13 protein-coding genes are annotated in these 13,774 nt (G+C 62.9%); 12 read left to right on the top strand and 1 reads right to left on the bottom strand.

Features of this window, described 5'->3' with window-relative positions; genetic code table 11:
- Positions 1-99 precede the first annotated feature (99 nt).
- The 9 genes from GR197_RS21895 (at position 100) to GR197_RS21930 (ending at position 9,592) form a co-directional block, all read left to right on the top strand.
- Positions 100-459, top strand: a complete 360-nt coding sequence (locus GR197_RS21895) for a copper resistance CopC family protein (protein WP_164013322.1) — start codon at positions 100-102, stop codon at positions 457-459.
- A 296-nt stretch (positions 460-755) separates the two neighbouring features.
- Positions 756-845 carry a K(+)-transporting ATPase subunit F gene (locus GR197_RS21900; RefSeq protein ID WP_003594574.1) on the top strand — a complete coding sequence of 30 codons (90 nt, stop codon included), beginning with the start codon at positions 756-758 and terminating at the stop codon, positions 843-845.
- Positions 846-913: 68 nt separating this feature from the next.
- The gene (gene kdpA, locus GR197_RS21905; RefSeq protein ID WP_164013324.1) at positions 914-2,617 is read left to right on the top strand and encodes a potassium-transporting ATPase subunit KdpA; all 1,704 of its coding nucleotides are present in this window, start codon (positions 914-916) and stop codon (positions 2,615-2,617) included.
- Positions 2,618-2,627: 10 nt separating this feature from the next.
- Positions 2,628-2,783, top strand: coding sequence for a hypothetical protein (locus tag GR197_RS32080; protein WP_204330329.1), 156 nt, complete (start codon positions 2,628-2,630; stop codon positions 2,781-2,783).
- 43 nt (positions 2,784-2,826) lie between these two features.
- Positions 2,827-4,887, top strand: a complete 2,061-nt coding sequence (gene kdpB, locus GR197_RS21910) for a potassium-transporting ATPase subunit KdpB (RefSeq protein WP_164013325.1) — start codon at positions 2,827-2,829, stop codon at positions 4,885-4,887.
- Positions 4,888-4,948: 61 nt separating this feature from the next.
- Entirely contained in the window at positions 4,949-5,518 is a 570-nt protein-coding gene (gene kdpC / locus GR197_RS21915; protein ID WP_164013327.1) for a potassium-transporting ATPase subunit KdpC, read from the top strand.
- A 179-nt stretch (positions 5,519-5,697) separates the two neighbouring features.
- Complete coding sequence (locus GR197_RS21920) at positions 5,698-8,403, top strand: sensor histidine kinase (protein WP_164013329.1); 2,706 nt, start codon at positions 5,698-5,700, stop codon at positions 8,401-8,403.
- Positions 8,403-9,095, top strand: coding sequence for a response regulator transcription factor (locus GR197_RS21925; protein WP_164013331.1), 693 nt, complete (start codon positions 8,403-8,405; stop codon positions 9,093-9,095). Before GR197_RS21920 ends, GR197_RS21925 begins: the two co-directional genes overlap by 1 nt.
- Positions 9,096-9,136: 41 nt before the next feature.
- Positions 9,137-9,592, top strand: coding sequence for a PTS sugar transporter subunit IIA (locus GR197_RS21930; protein ID WP_164013333.1), 456 nt, complete (start codon positions 9,137-9,139; stop codon positions 9,590-9,592).
- 49 nt (positions 9,593-9,641) lie between these two features.
- Here GR197_RS21930 and GR197_RS21935 read toward each other — a convergent pair whose 3' ends face one another.
- The gene (locus GR197_RS21935; protein ID WP_164013335.1) at positions 9,642-10,658 is read right to left on the bottom strand and encodes a porin; all 1,017 of its coding nucleotides are present in this window, start codon (positions 10,656-10,658) and stop codon (positions 9,642-9,644) included.
- A gap of 360 nt (positions 10,659-11,018) precedes the next feature.
- Between GR197_RS21935 and GR197_RS21940 the strand changes: the two genes are divergently transcribed.
- From GR197_RS21940 to cysW, 3 genes are read left to right on the top strand one after another with little or no spacing between them, the layout of a single operon-like run.
- Positions 11,019-12,044, top strand: coding sequence for a sulfate ABC transporter substrate-binding protein (locus GR197_RS21940; RefSeq protein WP_164013337.1), 1,026 nt, complete (start codon positions 11,019-11,021; stop codon positions 12,042-12,044).
- Positions 12,045-12,052: 8 nt separating this feature from the next.
- On the top strand, positions 12,053-12,910 hold the full coding sequence (gene cysT, locus GR197_RS21945; RefSeq protein ID WP_164013339.1) for a sulfate ABC transporter permease subunit CysT: 858 nt from the start codon (positions 12,053-12,055) through the stop codon (positions 12,908-12,910).
- Positions 12,900-13,772: a sulfate ABC transporter permease subunit CysW gene (cysW, locus tag GR197_RS21950; protein ID WP_164013341.1), complete on the top strand. Its 873-nt coding sequence runs from the start codon at positions 12,900-12,902 to the stop codon at positions 13,770-13,772. Before cysT ends, cysW begins: the two co-directional genes overlap by 11 nt.
- Positions 13,773-13,774 lie beyond the last annotated feature (2 nt).

Raw genomic sequence — 13,774 nt, forward strand, 5'->3', positions numbered from 1 at the left:
AATCACCATCGGCAGCGTTATTAGCCGTGCGCCGGCACAGCGCCACGGAAGCATGACGACTCCGGGCACATGCGGATCGGCAAGATAAGGAAGACCATCATGAAGTCGATCGCGTCATTCTGTCTGTTCGTCTCCCTTCTCTTTGCCGCAAGTGAGGCGTCTGCGGCCCTCGAACAAGCATCGCTCCCGCCGCAGCAGGAAGAAAGGCTGGTGCCCGCCAATCTCGAGCTCACCTTCACCGGCCCGGTCGATCTTGCCCGCTCGACGGCCATCCTGCTCGATGCTGAGGGTATGGCGCTTCCGACGGGCAAGCCATTTCTCTCCGGTCCTGAAGGATCGATCTTTAAGGTCCCTCTCGACCCTGCCATGGCGCCCGGCCTCTATACCATCGACTGGCGTGTCCACTCCGTGGACGGCCGCAGCGCCCAAGGCCAATACCGGTTCCGGGTCGATCCTTAGCGCGCTCACTGAAAAGCATTTATAAGATTTTTATATAGACGGCCGCTTGCCCGTCTCGAACCTTTATGCCCTTCGGCTCCATATTCATCGCCGAGAGATCGAACGATCATCTCCACGCCAGAAAGCATGAAAGGCGACCCCTCAAGGTGTGCGCCCTTTGTCTTGTCTGACTCCAACAAGAACAACAGGAGTCACGATCATGATGGATATCATTCTGCTTGGCACCGCGATCCTATTTTTCGCGCTGTGCTTTGCCTACACAAAAGCCTGCGACAGGCTTTGACGGAGAAACGACGATGACCCTCGATTATATCTTGAGCGGTGCCGTGACCGTGTTTCTCACCGTCTACCTCACCTACGCTCTGCTTCGCCCGGAACGCTTCTGAAGAGAACCGGCGCTTTTGAGGTCGCGCATGCGCGACCGACAAGCAGCCGGCATTGAAAGTTTACCTCCATGACCCTCAACGGATGGCTTCAGATCCTGCTTTATTGCGGGATCGTCCTCGTGCTCGTCAAACCGCTTGGCGGTTACATGACGCGTGTCTTCAGCGGCGAGCGCACATTCCTCTCACCCGTCCTCGTTCCGATCGAACGCGGACTTTACCGCATGGCCGGCACCGGCGAGCGCGAGGAGCAGCATTGGACCTCCTATGCCTTCGCCATGCTGCTCTTCAACCTTCTCGGCGTCATCGTGCTTTATGCGCTGCTGCGCCTGCAGGCCGGCCTTCCCTATAATCCGGCCGGCATGGCGGCCGTCCCGCCGCATCTTTCGTTCAACACCGCCGTCAGTTTCGTCAGCAACACCAACTGGCAGAACTACGGCGGCGAAAGCACCATGTCCTATCTGACCCAGATGGCCGGCTTCACCGTCCAGAACTTCGTCTCGGCGGCGACGGGTATGGCCATTGCGCTCGCCTTCATCCGCGCCTTCTCGCGCGCTTCGGGCAAGGCGATCGGCAATTTCTGGGTCGATATGACGAGGGCGACCTTCTATGTGCTGCTGCCGATCTGCATCGTGCTGACGCTGGTCTTCGTCTATCTCGGCGTGCCGCAGACGCTCGGACCCTATGTCAATGCAACGACGCTCGAAGGCGCGCAGCAGACGATCGCCGTCGGCCCCGTCGCCTCGCAGCTTGCGATCAAGATGCTCGGCACCAATGGCGGCGGCTTCTTCAACGCCAACTCAGCCCACCCGTTCGAAAACCCCGATGCGATCTCCAACCTCATCCAGATGGTTTCGATCTTCGCGATCGGCGCGGCGCTGACCAACGTCTTTGGCCGCATGGTCGGCAACCAGCGCCAGGGCTGGGCGATCCTTGCGACGATGGGTGTGCTGTTCCTCGCCGGCGTCACCGTCACCTATTGGGCGGAAGCCTCCGGCAATCCGCTGATGCACGCCTTCGGTCTTGGCGGCGGCAATATGGAAGGCAAGGAAGTCCGCTTCGGCCTCGCCCTGTCTTCGCTGTTTGCGGTCATCACCACCGCCGCCTCCTGCGGCGCGGTCAATGCGATGCACGGCTCGTTCACCGCGCTCGGCGGGCTCGTTCCGCTGATCAACATGCAGCTCGGCGAAGTCATCGTCGGCGGTGTCGGCGCCGGCTTCTACGGCATCCTGCTGTTCATCATCGTCACCGTCTTCGTTGCCGGCCTGATGGTCGGCCGCACGCCGGAATATCTCGGCAAGAAGATCGAGGCGAAAGAAATGAAGATGGCCGTTCTCGCCATCCTCTGCCTGCCGCTCGCCATGCTTGTTTTCACCGCGATCGCCACGGTGCTGCCGTCGGCCGTCGCCTCGATCGGCACCGCCGGTCCGCACGGTTTCTCCGAAATCCTCTATGCCTATACCTCGGCTGCGGCCAATAACGGCTCGGCTTTCGGCGGACTGACAGGCAACACGCCCTGGTACAATGTGACGCTCGGCATCGCCATGCTCGCCGGCCGCTTCCTGGTCATCATCCCGGCGCTTGCCATCGCCGGCTCGCTGATCGCCAAGAAGACGGTCCCGGCCTCGGCAGGCACCTTCCCGACTGACGGTCCGCTCTTCGTCGGCCTGCTCGTCGGCACGATCCTGATCGTCGGCGGCCTGACCTTCTTCCCGGCCTTGGCGCTCGGCCCCGTCGTCGAGCACCTGGTGACGATCGCCGGCCAGACCTTCTGAGGGTGATGCCATGATCCTCCGTCACAGGCTTCGCAGCGCTCTTCATCCACGTCCCGGTACGCCGGGCCGTGGAAATGGCCCAAGGCCCCAAGCCTCCGACATCATTCTGGTGATGATGGCAGGCCTGCTCGTCGGCGCGGCGATCCTCAAGATTTTACAGGGCTGACCGGCATCCGGTTCGCCATCCTCTTTCCAAGCTGGAGTCTCTTATGAGCCAGGCAAAATCCGCGAGTATCGTCGATAGTCGCATCCTCATTCCGGCCGTGGGCGCCGCTTTCAAGAAGCTCGACCCGCGAGCACTCGCCAGAAACCCGGTCATGTTCGTCGTGGCCACAGTCTCGGTGCTGACCACCGTGCTTTTCCTGCGCGACCTCGCAGCCGGCAACGGCAATCTCGGCTTCTCCTTCCAGATCAATCTCTGGCTCTGGTTTACCGTGCTGTTTGCCAATTTCGCCGAAGCCGTCGCCGAAGGCCGCGGCAAGGCGCAGGCGGATTCGCTGCGCACGGCGCGCACCGAAACCCAGGCCAAGCTCTTGACCGGCAATAATGGCAGCGATTACCGCATGGTGCCGGGCACCAGCCTTAAGGTCGGCGACCTCGTGCTCGTCGAGGCCGGCGATATCATTCCCTCAGACGGCGAAGTCGTCGAAGGGGTGGCCTCGGTCAACGAGGCGGCAATCACCGGCGAATCCGCCCCCGTCATCCGCGAATCCGGAGGCGACCGCTCGGCGGTCACCGGCGGCACCCAGGTGCTGTCCGACTGGATCCGCGTGCGCATCACCGCGGCGGCCGGCTCGACCTTCATCGACCGGATGATCGCGCTGGTCGAAGGCGCGGAGCGCCAGAAGACGCCGAACGAGATCGCGCTCAACATATTGCTGGCCGGCATGACGCTGATCTTCGTGCTCGCCACCGCGACGATCCCGAGCTTTGCCATCTATGCCGGCGGCTCGATCCCGATCATCGTGCTCGTCGCCCTCTTCGTCACCCTGATCCCGACGACGATCGGCGCGCTGCTGTCGGCGATCGGCATTGCCGGCATGGACCGCCTGGTCCGCTTCAACGTGCTCGCCATGTCCGGCCGCGCCGTCGAAGCCGCCGGCGACGTCGACACGCTGCTGCTCGACAAGACGGGCACGATCACCCTCGGTAATCGCCAGGCGACGAGCCTCCGCCCGGTTCGCGGCATTTCAGAACAGGATCTCGCCGATGCCGCCCAGCTCGCCTCGCTGGCCGACGAAACGCCTGAGGGACGCTCCATCGTTGTGCTTGCCAAGGAAAAATATGCGATCCGCGGTCGCGACATGGCGAGCCTCAGGGCCACCTTCGTGCCCTTCACCGCCCAGACCCGCATGAGCGGCGTCGATCTTGAAGGCGCCTCGATCCGCAAGGGTGCGGTCGATGCCGTGCTGACCTATGTCAATGGCGACGCGCCTTCAAAGAACGGCAGCGAGGTCGTGCGCGAACTGCAGGCGATCGCCGACGAGGTCGCCAAATCGGGCGGCACACCGCTGGCCGTTGCCCGCGACGGCAGGCTGCTCGGCGTCATCCAGCTGAAGGACATCGTCAAGGGCGGCATTCGCGAGCGCTTCACGGAGCTGCGCCGCATGGGCATCCGCACCGTGATGATCACCGGCGACAACCCGCTGACGGCAGCCGCCATCGCCGCCGAGGCCGGCGTCGACGATTTCCTTGCCCAGGCGACGCCGGAGATGAAGCTGGCGCTGATGCGCGAGGAACAGGCCAAGGGCAAGCTCGTCGCCATGTGCGGCGACGGCACCAACGACGCGCCGGCGCTTGCCCAGGCCGATGTCGGCGTCGCCATGAACACCGGCACGGTCGCCGCCCGCGAGGCCGGCAACATGGTCGATCTCGATAGCGATCCGACGAAGCTGATCGAGATCGTCGAGATCGGCAAGCAGCTGTTGATGACGCGCGGCGCACTGACGACGTTTTCGATCGCCAACGACATCGCCAAGTATTTCGCCATCATCCCGGCGATGTTCCTGACCTTCTACCCGCAGCTCGGCGTGCTGAACGTCATGGGGCTTTCGACGCCGCAAAGCGCCATTCTCTCGGCGATCATCTTCAACGCACTGATCATCGTCGCGCTGATCCCGCTGTCGCTGAAGGGTGTGCATTACCGCCCGATCGGCGCCGGCGCGCTGCTGTCGCGCAACCTGCTGATCTACGGCCTCGGCGGCATCATCGTCCCCTTCATCGGCATCAAGGCGATCGACATGGCCGTCGCAGCCCTCGGCCTCGCCTAGCGGAAGACCCGGTTCCTCGCCGGAACCGGTCTCCGCGTGAACACTCCAAGGAGTAACAACAATGTTGAAAGAACTTCGCCCGGCCGTCGTCATGATCGTCGCCACCACCGCGATCACCGGCCTTCTCTATCCGCTCGCCATGACCGGTGCGGCCCAGGCCCTCTTCCCCACCCAGGCGAATGGCAGCCTCATCGAGAAGAACGGCCAGGTGGTCGGCTCGACACTGATCGGCCAGGCCTTCACCTCAGACAGGTATTTCCACGGCCGTCCCTCGGCTGCCGGCGACGGCTATAATGCCGCCGCCTCCAGCGGCTCGAACCTCGGCCCGACCAGCAAGAAACTGATCGACCGCGTCAAGAGCGACTACGATGCGGCCAAGGCGGATAACCCGAATTCGGACGTGCCCGCCGACCTCGTCACGGCGTCGGGCAGCGGCCTCGATCCCGACATTTCGCCCGAGGCGGCCTATTTCCAGGTTGCCCGTGTCGCCAAGGCGCGAAGTCTTGATGAGGCCAAGGTCAAGGCGCTCGTCGACGGCGCCGTCCAGGCCCGAGAGCTCGGCCTTCTCGGCGAGCCCACCGTCAATGTTCTGGCGTTGAATCAGCGGCTTGATGCTTCTATGACTGAGTGAAGGTAGGCGGGCCACAACCTCGCCCTCATTCCTTTGCTCGTCACAGGAATCCAGCCACGCGAAGTCTTTCGCGTGAAAAGAGTCCTTAGCGTCGCGGACGCGACGCTGCTGGATCCCTGTGACGAGCACAGGGATGAGGGAAAGTGGAGCAAGCCTCGCCGACAGGAAAGACCACGCGCATGCCAGACGACAATCGCGACCAGGCCGGCAGGCCATCGCCCGATGCGCTTCTCGAAAAAGCCCGGGCGGAAACGCGCGGCCGTCTGAAGATCTTTCTCGGCGCTGCCCCGGGGGTCGGCAAGACTTACGAGATGCTGATCTCCGGCCGCGCCAAGATCGCCGACGGTCTTGATGTCGTCATCGGCGTCGTCGAGACGCACGGCCGCAAGGAGACCGAGGCGCTCGTCGGCGGTTTCGAGATCATCCCCCGCGTCGAAATCGACTACAAGGGCCGCGCGCTTGAGGAGATGGATCTCGACGGCATCCTCGCCCGGAAACCTGATCTCGTGCTGGTCGACGAACTCGCCCATAGCAATGCCGAGGGCAGCCGCCATCCGAAACGTTATCTCGATGTCAGGGAATTGCTCGATCGCGGCATCGACGTCTATACGACGCTGAACATCCAGCATGTCGAAAGCCTGAACGACGTCGTCTCGCAGATCACCCGTATCCGCGTACGCGAGACGGTGCCGGACTCGATCATCGACATTGCCGATGACGTCGAGATCATCGATCTGACGCCGGATGATCTCATCAAGCGTCTGCACGACGGCAAGGTCTACATGCCGCGCACCGCCGAGCGGGCGCTGACCAACTATTTTACCCCCGGCAACCTGACGGCACTCAGGGAACTGGCGCTGCGCAAGACCGCCCAGCGCGTCGACGACCAGCTGCTGACCCACATGCAGGCCCACGCCATATCGGGTCCCTGGGCGGCGGGAGAACGTGTCCTCGTCTCGGTCGACCACCACCCGCGCTCCGCCTCGCTGGTGCGTTACGCAGCCCGCATGGCCTCGCGGCTGCGCGCCCCCTGGGCGGCCGTCTATATCGAGACCAACCGCTCGATCAATCTCAGCGAGGCCGAGCGCGATACCGTCGCCGCCACCCTGCGCCTTGCCGAACAGCTCGGCGGCGAGGCGATCACCCTTCCCGGCCGCGAGGTGGCCGAAGAACTCGTCCGCCACGCCACCGCCAACAACGTCACCCACATTGTCATCGGCGCCCCGAAAAAGCCGACCTGGCGCGACTGGTGGAACCGCTCGATCACCGACGAGCTGATCCGCAAGACCGGCGAGATCAGCGTCCATGTCATCTCGGGCAGCGAGAAGGATGGCACCACCGCCCGCGGGGTCAGGGCGGCCGCCACCGCGCCGCCACTGGATTTCAGAACCTACCTGCTGGCAACCGCCTATGTCGCCATCGCACTCGGCGTCGGCGTCGTGCTCGACCAGGTGCTCGACGTGCGCAACCTCGCCCTGGTCTTTTTGATGGCGGTGCTGACCTCGGCCGTCCTTCACGGCCTGCGGCCGGCGCTTTACAGCTGCATTCTCAGCGCGCTGTCCTTCAATTTCTTCTTCCTGCCGCCGCGCTACACGCTGACGATCAGCGATCCGGAAAGCGTGCTTGCCCTGTTCTTCTTTCTCGGCGTCGCCATCATCGCCAGCAATCTGACCGCGACCGTGCAGCGCCAGGCCGCCGCCGCGAGGCAGCGGGCGCGCACCACCGAAGACCTCTATCTCTTCTCGAAAAAGCTCGCCGGCACCGGCACGCTCGACGACGTGCTCTGGGCGACCGCCTTCCAGCTTGCCTCGATGCTGAAGGTCCGTGTCGTGCTGCTGCTGCCTGAGGAGGGCAGCATCGCGGTCAAGGCCGGTTATCCGCCCGACGACACGCTCGACGATGCCGATATCGCCGCCGCCCGCTGGGCCTGGGAGCACAATCATGCCGCCGGCCGCGGCGCCGATACCCTGCCCGGCGCCAAGCGCCTTTACGTGCCACTCAGGACCGGGCGCACCGCGGTCGGCGTCATTGGCCTCGACAGCGACCGTCGCGATGGGCCGTTGCTGACGCCGGAGCAGCAGCGGCTGCTCGATGCACTGGCCGACCAAGCGGCCCTTGCCATCGAACGTGTCCAGCTCGTCGCCGATGTCGACCGGGCAAGGCTCGCGGCCGAAGCCGACCGGCTGCGCTCGGCGCTGCTCACCTCGATCTCGCATGACCTCAAGACCCCGCTTGCCGCCATCCTCGGCGCCGCCGGCACACTGCGCGATTATTTCGCCTCGATGCCGGAGGAAGATCGCAGCGACCTGCTTGCCACTGTCGTCGACGAATCCGAGCGCCTCAACCGCTTCATCGCCAACCTGCTCGACATGACCAAGATCGAATCCGGCGCGATGGAACCGAACCACGCCCTGCATTATGCCGGCGATATCGCCGGCACCGCGCTCCGCCGTGCGGCAAAGATCCTCGAACACCATAAAACCGAGATGCATATCCCCGCCGACCTGCCGATGGTGCGTGTCGATCCTGTGCTGTTCGAGCAGGTGATGTTCAACCTGCTCGACAATGCCGCGAAATATGCGCCCGAGGAATCGGTGATCGACATTGGAGGCTGGGCCGATGCCGATTACGTCGTTCTGCAGGTCTCCGACGAAGGCCCGGGCATTCCGCCGGCCGATCTCAACCGTGTGTTCGACACCTTCTACCGCGTGCGCAAGGGCGATCAGGTGCGCGCCGGCACCGGGCTTGGCCTTTCCATCTGCCGCGGCTTTATCGAGGCGATGGGCGGCACGATTACCGCCGGCAACCGGACGGGCCGTCCGGGCGCCGTCTTCACCATCCGCCTGCCGAAACCCCACGACATTCCGAAACTGGATGAACTTTGATGAGCGGTTCAACCGTCAAAATCCTCGTCGTCGACGATGAGCCTCCGATCCGCAAGCTGCTCCGCGTCGGCCTGACCGCGCAGGGTTACGAAGTACAAGAGGCGGCCAACGCCGCCAGCGCCCGTCAGTCAGTTGCCGACGCCATGCCCGACCTCATCGTGCTCGACCTCGGCCTGCCCGATACATCAGGTCACGACCTGCTGCAGGAGTGGCGCGACCAAGGGCATTCCATGCCCATCGTCATCCTGTCCAGCCGCACAGACGAGGCCGGCATCGTCAAGGCGCTGGAAAGCGGGGCGGACGATTACGTCAGCAAACCCTTCGGCGTCAACGAACTCGGCGCCCGCATTCGCGTGGCGCTGCGCCACCGCCTGCAGCAGCAGGGCGAAAAGGCGATCTTTCAGACGGGCGGACTGTCGATCGATCTGGTCAAGCGCATCGTCAAGGTCGACGGCCAGGACATAAAACTGTCGCCGAAGGAATACGACATCCTGCGAGTGCTCGCCCAACACGCCGGCAAGGTGCTGACACACCAGTTTCTTCTAAAGCAGGTATGGGGGCCGGCGGCGGATGTGCAGTATCTGCGCGTCTACATCAGGCAGCTGCGGCAAAAGGTCGAGCAGATTCCCGACCAGCCGCACTATATCACCACAGAGACCGGCGTCGGCTACCGGCTCAGGGAACCGGACTGACCGCCCTTCCCTCCCGCCGCCCGAACAGTATTGAGAATGACATGAACCTTCCAAACATCATCCGGCCGGAACACACCTTCATCGGCGTGTCGGCGCCGACGAAATGGCGCGCGCTGCAGGGTATAGCGGATAAGGCGGCCAAGGCCTTCTCCGTCGATGGCCAGACCATCCTCAAGGCGCTCGAAGCGCGCGAGAAGCTCGGCTCCACCGGCATCGGCAACGGTATCGCCATTCCGCATGCGGCGATCGACGGCATGACCAGTCCGCGCGGCCTTCTCCTCCGCTTTGCCCAGCCGCTGGATTTCGAGGCAATCGACGATATCGCGACGGACATCGCCTTCGTGCTGCTTTTCGGGGAAAACAATCGCGGCGAATATCTGAACGTTTTGTCCGCCATCGCCCGGCGGCTGCAATCGGACGGCGTGCTTGCCGCCATGCGCAAGGCACGGACGGTCGACGAATTTTATTCCGACTTCATCGCCGACTCGCGGGTATAAAAAAGGCGCGGCCCGAAGGTCGCGCCCGCTCGTCTGTAATCAGGCTATCTTAGAAATCGCGCTGGAAGCGCAGGAAGCCGAACACTTCGTCGTCGCCTTCGTCCTCATCGTGATATTGCACGCTGAGCTTCGTCCTGAGGTCGTCGACGATACGGTAGTCGATCGTGACGCCGGTGGTGTAGGCGCTGCCGCCGCTGAAGCCGTTGCCGTCAGCGTCGAGAGCGATGTTTTCGAAGTATTGGAAGCCGGGGGTGACCGACCACTTGTCGTTGATCTTCAAGGCGTATTCTGCTGCGATCGTCCATTCGGACTCTTCGTAGTAGTAGTTGGCGCCGCTTGCCCACACGCCGGCAATGCCGAGGGTGCCCGGGCCGATGTCGGCGTAAACGATGCCGCGAACCGCGACTTCGCTGGTGTCGGTGTCATAACCGGCAAGCAGGTAAGCGCTGATGGCGCCGGCCTTGTAGGAGACCTGGCCTGCGACACCAAAATTGTTCGGGCCGTCGTCCGGCTTGGTGGCGTAATCTTCTTCCAGTTCGTCGACCGAGAGGCCGGCCGTGAACGCGCCGGACTCGTACTGATAACGGATCGAGTTGTGGGTCGTCTCGTTGCTGGCGAGCGTATCGGTCTCGCCACTCATGTCGTCATCCCACCAGCTGTACAGCTTACCGACGCGGAAGCCGGCGATGTCGATATAGCCTTCATCCAGCAGAGCTTCCTGATCGGAGGCATTGTCGGCATTGTAACGCAGCGTGATGACGCCGGTGAGCGTGCCGTACTCGGTGTCGTTCTTGGCCTGGAAGGTGACCTGACCGCGAGTCCAGAAGTTTACGTCGGAATCGCCGGAGATCTGCTCACCGAAGCGCACTTCGGTACGGATGTAGCCGCCGACCGAAAGGCATGTTTCCGTCCCCGGAATATAAAAATAGCCGGTCCCGTAGGCGTCGCAAACGCGAACATATTCCACGGGCTCGGGTTCCGCCGCCACGATGGCGTCGGCTGCGCGGGCTCCGGAGGCCGCGGCAAGGGCGGCAACGGAGGCAAAAAGGATAGTTCTGATATTCATTTTGAATGGCCCTAACAGGTTTGGAATGCGAGGCGCATTTCAAGGATGCCCCCGCGTAGCGGTCGGAGAATACGACCGCACGGGGGCCATATAGGAATCCGCAAGGGGCATCGCGGCAAAATCTGGGCAAAAATCAGCAGCACCATGGCGCTTTCGTGGAGGAACTGTGGCCAAAAAAACACGGGCCCCGCGGTTAGGCGGCGACGGCACGGAATTGGCCGCGGCCAACTTCGGCACGTCTATTTCAAAATCACCGCTCAAATGGAATGACATTCTAACGGCAGGGCCGGATCCGAAAGAACCTTTGTTTCATTATACGACTGACTTGATAGAGTTAAGACAGAAAACAGGAGGGTTCCCATGCAGACACAACGGTTCACCCGGCTCCTAGCGGCCGCGGTCATGGCGGGCAGCTTCGCGATCGGGAGCATTGCTCCTGCTTTCGCGGATCAGACGCTGCTTAACGTTTCCTATGATCCGACTCGCGAATTGTACAAGGATTTCAATGCTGCCTTTACTGCCAAGTGGCAAAAGGACAGCGGTGAAACCGTAACGATCCAGGCCTCGCATGGCGGTTCCGGCGCCCAGGCCCGCTCGGTCATCGACGGCCTCGACGCCGATGTCGTGACCCTGGCCCTCGAAGGCGATATCGACGCCATTGCCAAGGCGACCGGCAAGATCCCGGCCGACTGGAAAACGAAATTCCCCAATAATTCGACGCCGTATACGTCGACGATCGTCTTCCTCGTCCGCAAGGGCAACCCGAAGGGCATCAAGGATTGGGGCGACCTGGTCAAGGACGACGTGCAGGTGATCACGCCGAACCCGAAGACCTCGGGCGGCGCCCGCTGGAACTTCCTCGCCGCCTGGGCATGGGCCAAGCAGGCCAATGGCGGCGACGAAGCCAAGGCGCAGGATTATGTCGGCAAACTGCTGCAGCACGTTCCGGTTCTCGATACCGGCGCGCGCGGCGCCACGACCACCTTCGTCCAGCGCGGCCTCGGCGACGTGCTGCTTGCCTGGGAAAACGAAGCCTATCTTTCGCTCGAGGAACTCGGTCCCGACCAGTTCGAGATCGTCACGCCGACCTTCTCGATCCGCGCCGACCCGCCGGTCGCCATCGTCGACGGCAATGTCGACAAGAAGGGCACGCGCAAGGTCGCCGAAGCCTATCTCAACTACCTTTATTCGGACGAAGGCCAGAAGATCGCTGCCAAGCATTACTACCGGCCGATCAAGCCGGAAGCCGCCGATCCTGCCGACATCGCCCGCTTTCCGAAGCTGACGCTCGCGACCATCGACGACTTCGGCGGCTGGAAAGAAGCACAGCCGAAATTCTTCGGCGACGGCGGGGTATTTGACCAGATCTACAAGCCGGCCCAATAATAGACTTCATGAAAGCACATAGCCCCACGCGGTGGCGGTTCAGGCGGCCGAGTGTCATTCCGGGTTTCGGAATGGCGCTCGGCTTTACCTTGACCTGGCTCACCCTTCTGATCCTCATCCCGCTCTCGGGCCTTGCCGTCCGGTCGAGCGCGCTCGGCTGGGAGAAATTCTGGTCGATCGCGCTCGATCCGCGCACGCTGAACGCGCTGCGCATCAGCTTCGGCAGCGCCTTCATCGCCGCAATCGTCAATGCCGTCTTCGGCATCATCCTCGCCTGGGTGCTGGTGCGCTACCGCTTTCCCGGCAAGCGCATCATCGATGCCATGGTCGACCTGCCCTTCGCGCTGCCGACCGCCGTTGCCGGCATCGCGCTGACGACGCTTTATGCGCCGAACGGCTGGATCGGCCAGTTTCTGACGCCACTCGGCATCAAGATTGCCTTTACGCCGGCCGGCATCGTCGTGGCGCTGATCTTCGTCGGCCTGCCGTTCGTGGTGCGCACGGTGCAGCCGGTGATGGAGGAAATCGACAAGGAGGTCGAGGAGGCTGCCGCAACGCTCGGCGCCAATCGCTTCCAGACGATTTTCCGCGTGCTGCTGCCGGGGCTGGCGCCCGCCGTGCTCACCGGCTTTGCGCTCGCCTTTGCCCGCGGCGTCGGCGAATACGGCTCGGTCATCTTCATCGCCGGCAATTTGCCGTTCAAATCGGAGATCGCGCCGCTGTTGATCATCATCAAACTCGAAGAGTATAATTACGCGGCAGCGACCGGTATTGCGGCGATCATGCTGATCATCTCGTTCGCCATGCTGCTCGTGATCAACCTCATCCAGAGCTGGAGCAGGCGGAGGTACGGCTATGGCGCCTGATTCAACCGCTCAACCGGTGAAGCTGCGTTCGGTGACCACCGAAAACCGGATCGCCCGCCTGACGCTGATCGTCGTCTCGCTGGTCTTCCTGCTGCTGATCCTGCTGCTGCCGCTCGCAGCCGTCTTCGTCGAGGCCTTCCGCAAGGGTGCCGGCCCATTCCTCCAGGCGCTCGCAGACGCCGAGACCTTCTCGGCGATCCGCCTGACGCTGATCGTTGCCGGCGTCAGCGTTCCCCTCAATCTCGTCTTCGGGGTCGCCGCCGCCTGGGCGATCGCCAAATTCGAGTTCAAGGGCAAGGCCTTTCTGACGACGCTGATCGACATGCCCTTTTCGGTCTCACCCGTCATATCGGGCCTGGTCTTCGTGCTGTTGTTCGGCGCCAATACCTGGTTCGGCCAGTGGCTCAGCGCTCACGACATCAAGATCCTGTTTGCGGTGCCGGGGTTGATCCTCGCCACCATGTTCGTCACCTTCCCCTTCGTCGCCCGCGAACTGATCCCGCTGATGCAGGAACAGGGAACGGCTGACGAAGAGGCGGCCCTTTCGCTCGGCGCCAGCGGCTGGCAGACCTTCTGGCACGTGACGCTGCCGAATATCAAATGGGGCCTGCTCTACGGGGTGCTGCTTTGCAACGCCCGCGCCATGGGCGAATTCGGCGCCGTCTCGGTGGTGTCAGGCCATATCCGCGGCCAGACGAACACCATGCCGCTGCAGGTGGAGATCCTCTATAACGAGTATAATTTCACCGGCGCTTTTGCCGTCGCCACGCTTCTCGCCATGCTCGCGCTCGTCACGCTTGTTTTGAAGACGCTGCTGGAAATGCGCTATAGCGCTGAAATCGCCGCTAGCCGGCGGCACTGAAG

The organism is Rhizobium phaseoli, assembly GCF_010668805.1.
GTDB lineage: Bacteria > Pseudomonadota > Alphaproteobacteria > Rhizobiales > Rhizobiaceae > Rhizobium > Rhizobium phaseoli_A.

What these genes read in the sequence shown, in the direction of transcription:
- GR197_RS21900 (WP_003594574.1), top strand. Translation starts at nt 756, where the DNA reads ATGACCCTCGATTATATCTTGAGCGGTGCCGTGACCGTGTTTCTCACC.
- kdpB (WP_164013325.1), top strand. Translation starts at nt 2,827, where the DNA reads ATGAGCCAGGCAAAATCCGCGAGTATCGTCGATAGTCGCATCCTCATT.
- GR197_RS21935 (WP_164013335.1), bottom strand. Translation starts at nt 10,658, where the DNA reads ATGAATATCAGAACTATCCTTTTTGCCTCCGTTGCCGCCCTTGCCGCG.
- GR197_RS21940 (WP_164013337.1), top strand. Translation starts at nt 11,019, where the DNA reads ATGCAGACACAACGGTTCACCCGGCTCCTAGCGGCCGCGGTCATGGCG.
- kdpC (WP_164013327.1), top strand. Translation starts at nt 4,949, where the DNA reads ATGTTGAAAGAACTTCGCCCGGCCGTCGTCATGATCGTCGCCACCACC.
- kdpA (WP_164013324.1), top strand. Translation starts at nt 914, where the DNA reads ATGACCCTCAACGGATGGCTTCAGATCCTGCTTTATTGCGGGATCGTC.
- GR197_RS21920 (WP_164013329.1), top strand. Translation starts at nt 5,698, where the DNA reads ATGCCAGACGACAATCGCGACCAGGCCGGCAGGCCATCGCCCGATGCG.
- cysW (WP_164013341.1), top strand. Translation starts at nt 12,900, where the DNA reads ATGGCGCCTGATTCAACCGCTCAACCGGTGAAGCTGCGTTCGGTGACC.
- GR197_RS21895 (WP_164013322.1), top strand. Translation starts at nt 100, where the DNA reads ATGAAGTCGATCGCGTCATTCTGTCTGTTCGTCTCCCTTCTCTTTGCC.
- GR197_RS32080 (WP_204330329.1), top strand. Translation starts at nt 2,628, where the DNA reads ATGATCCTCCGTCACAGGCTTCGCAGCGCTCTTCATCCACGTCCCGGT.
- GR197_RS21925 (WP_164013331.1), top strand. Translation starts at nt 8,403, where the DNA reads ATGAGCGGTTCAACCGTCAAAATCCTCGTCGTCGACGATGAGCCTCCG.
- GR197_RS21930 (WP_164013333.1), top strand. Translation starts at nt 9,137, where the DNA reads ATGAACCTTCCAAACATCATCCGGCCGGAACACACCTTCATCGGCGTG.
- cysT (WP_164013339.1), top strand. Translation starts at nt 12,053, where the DNA reads ATGAAAGCACATAGCCCCACGCGGTGGCGGTTCAGGCGGCCGAGTGTC.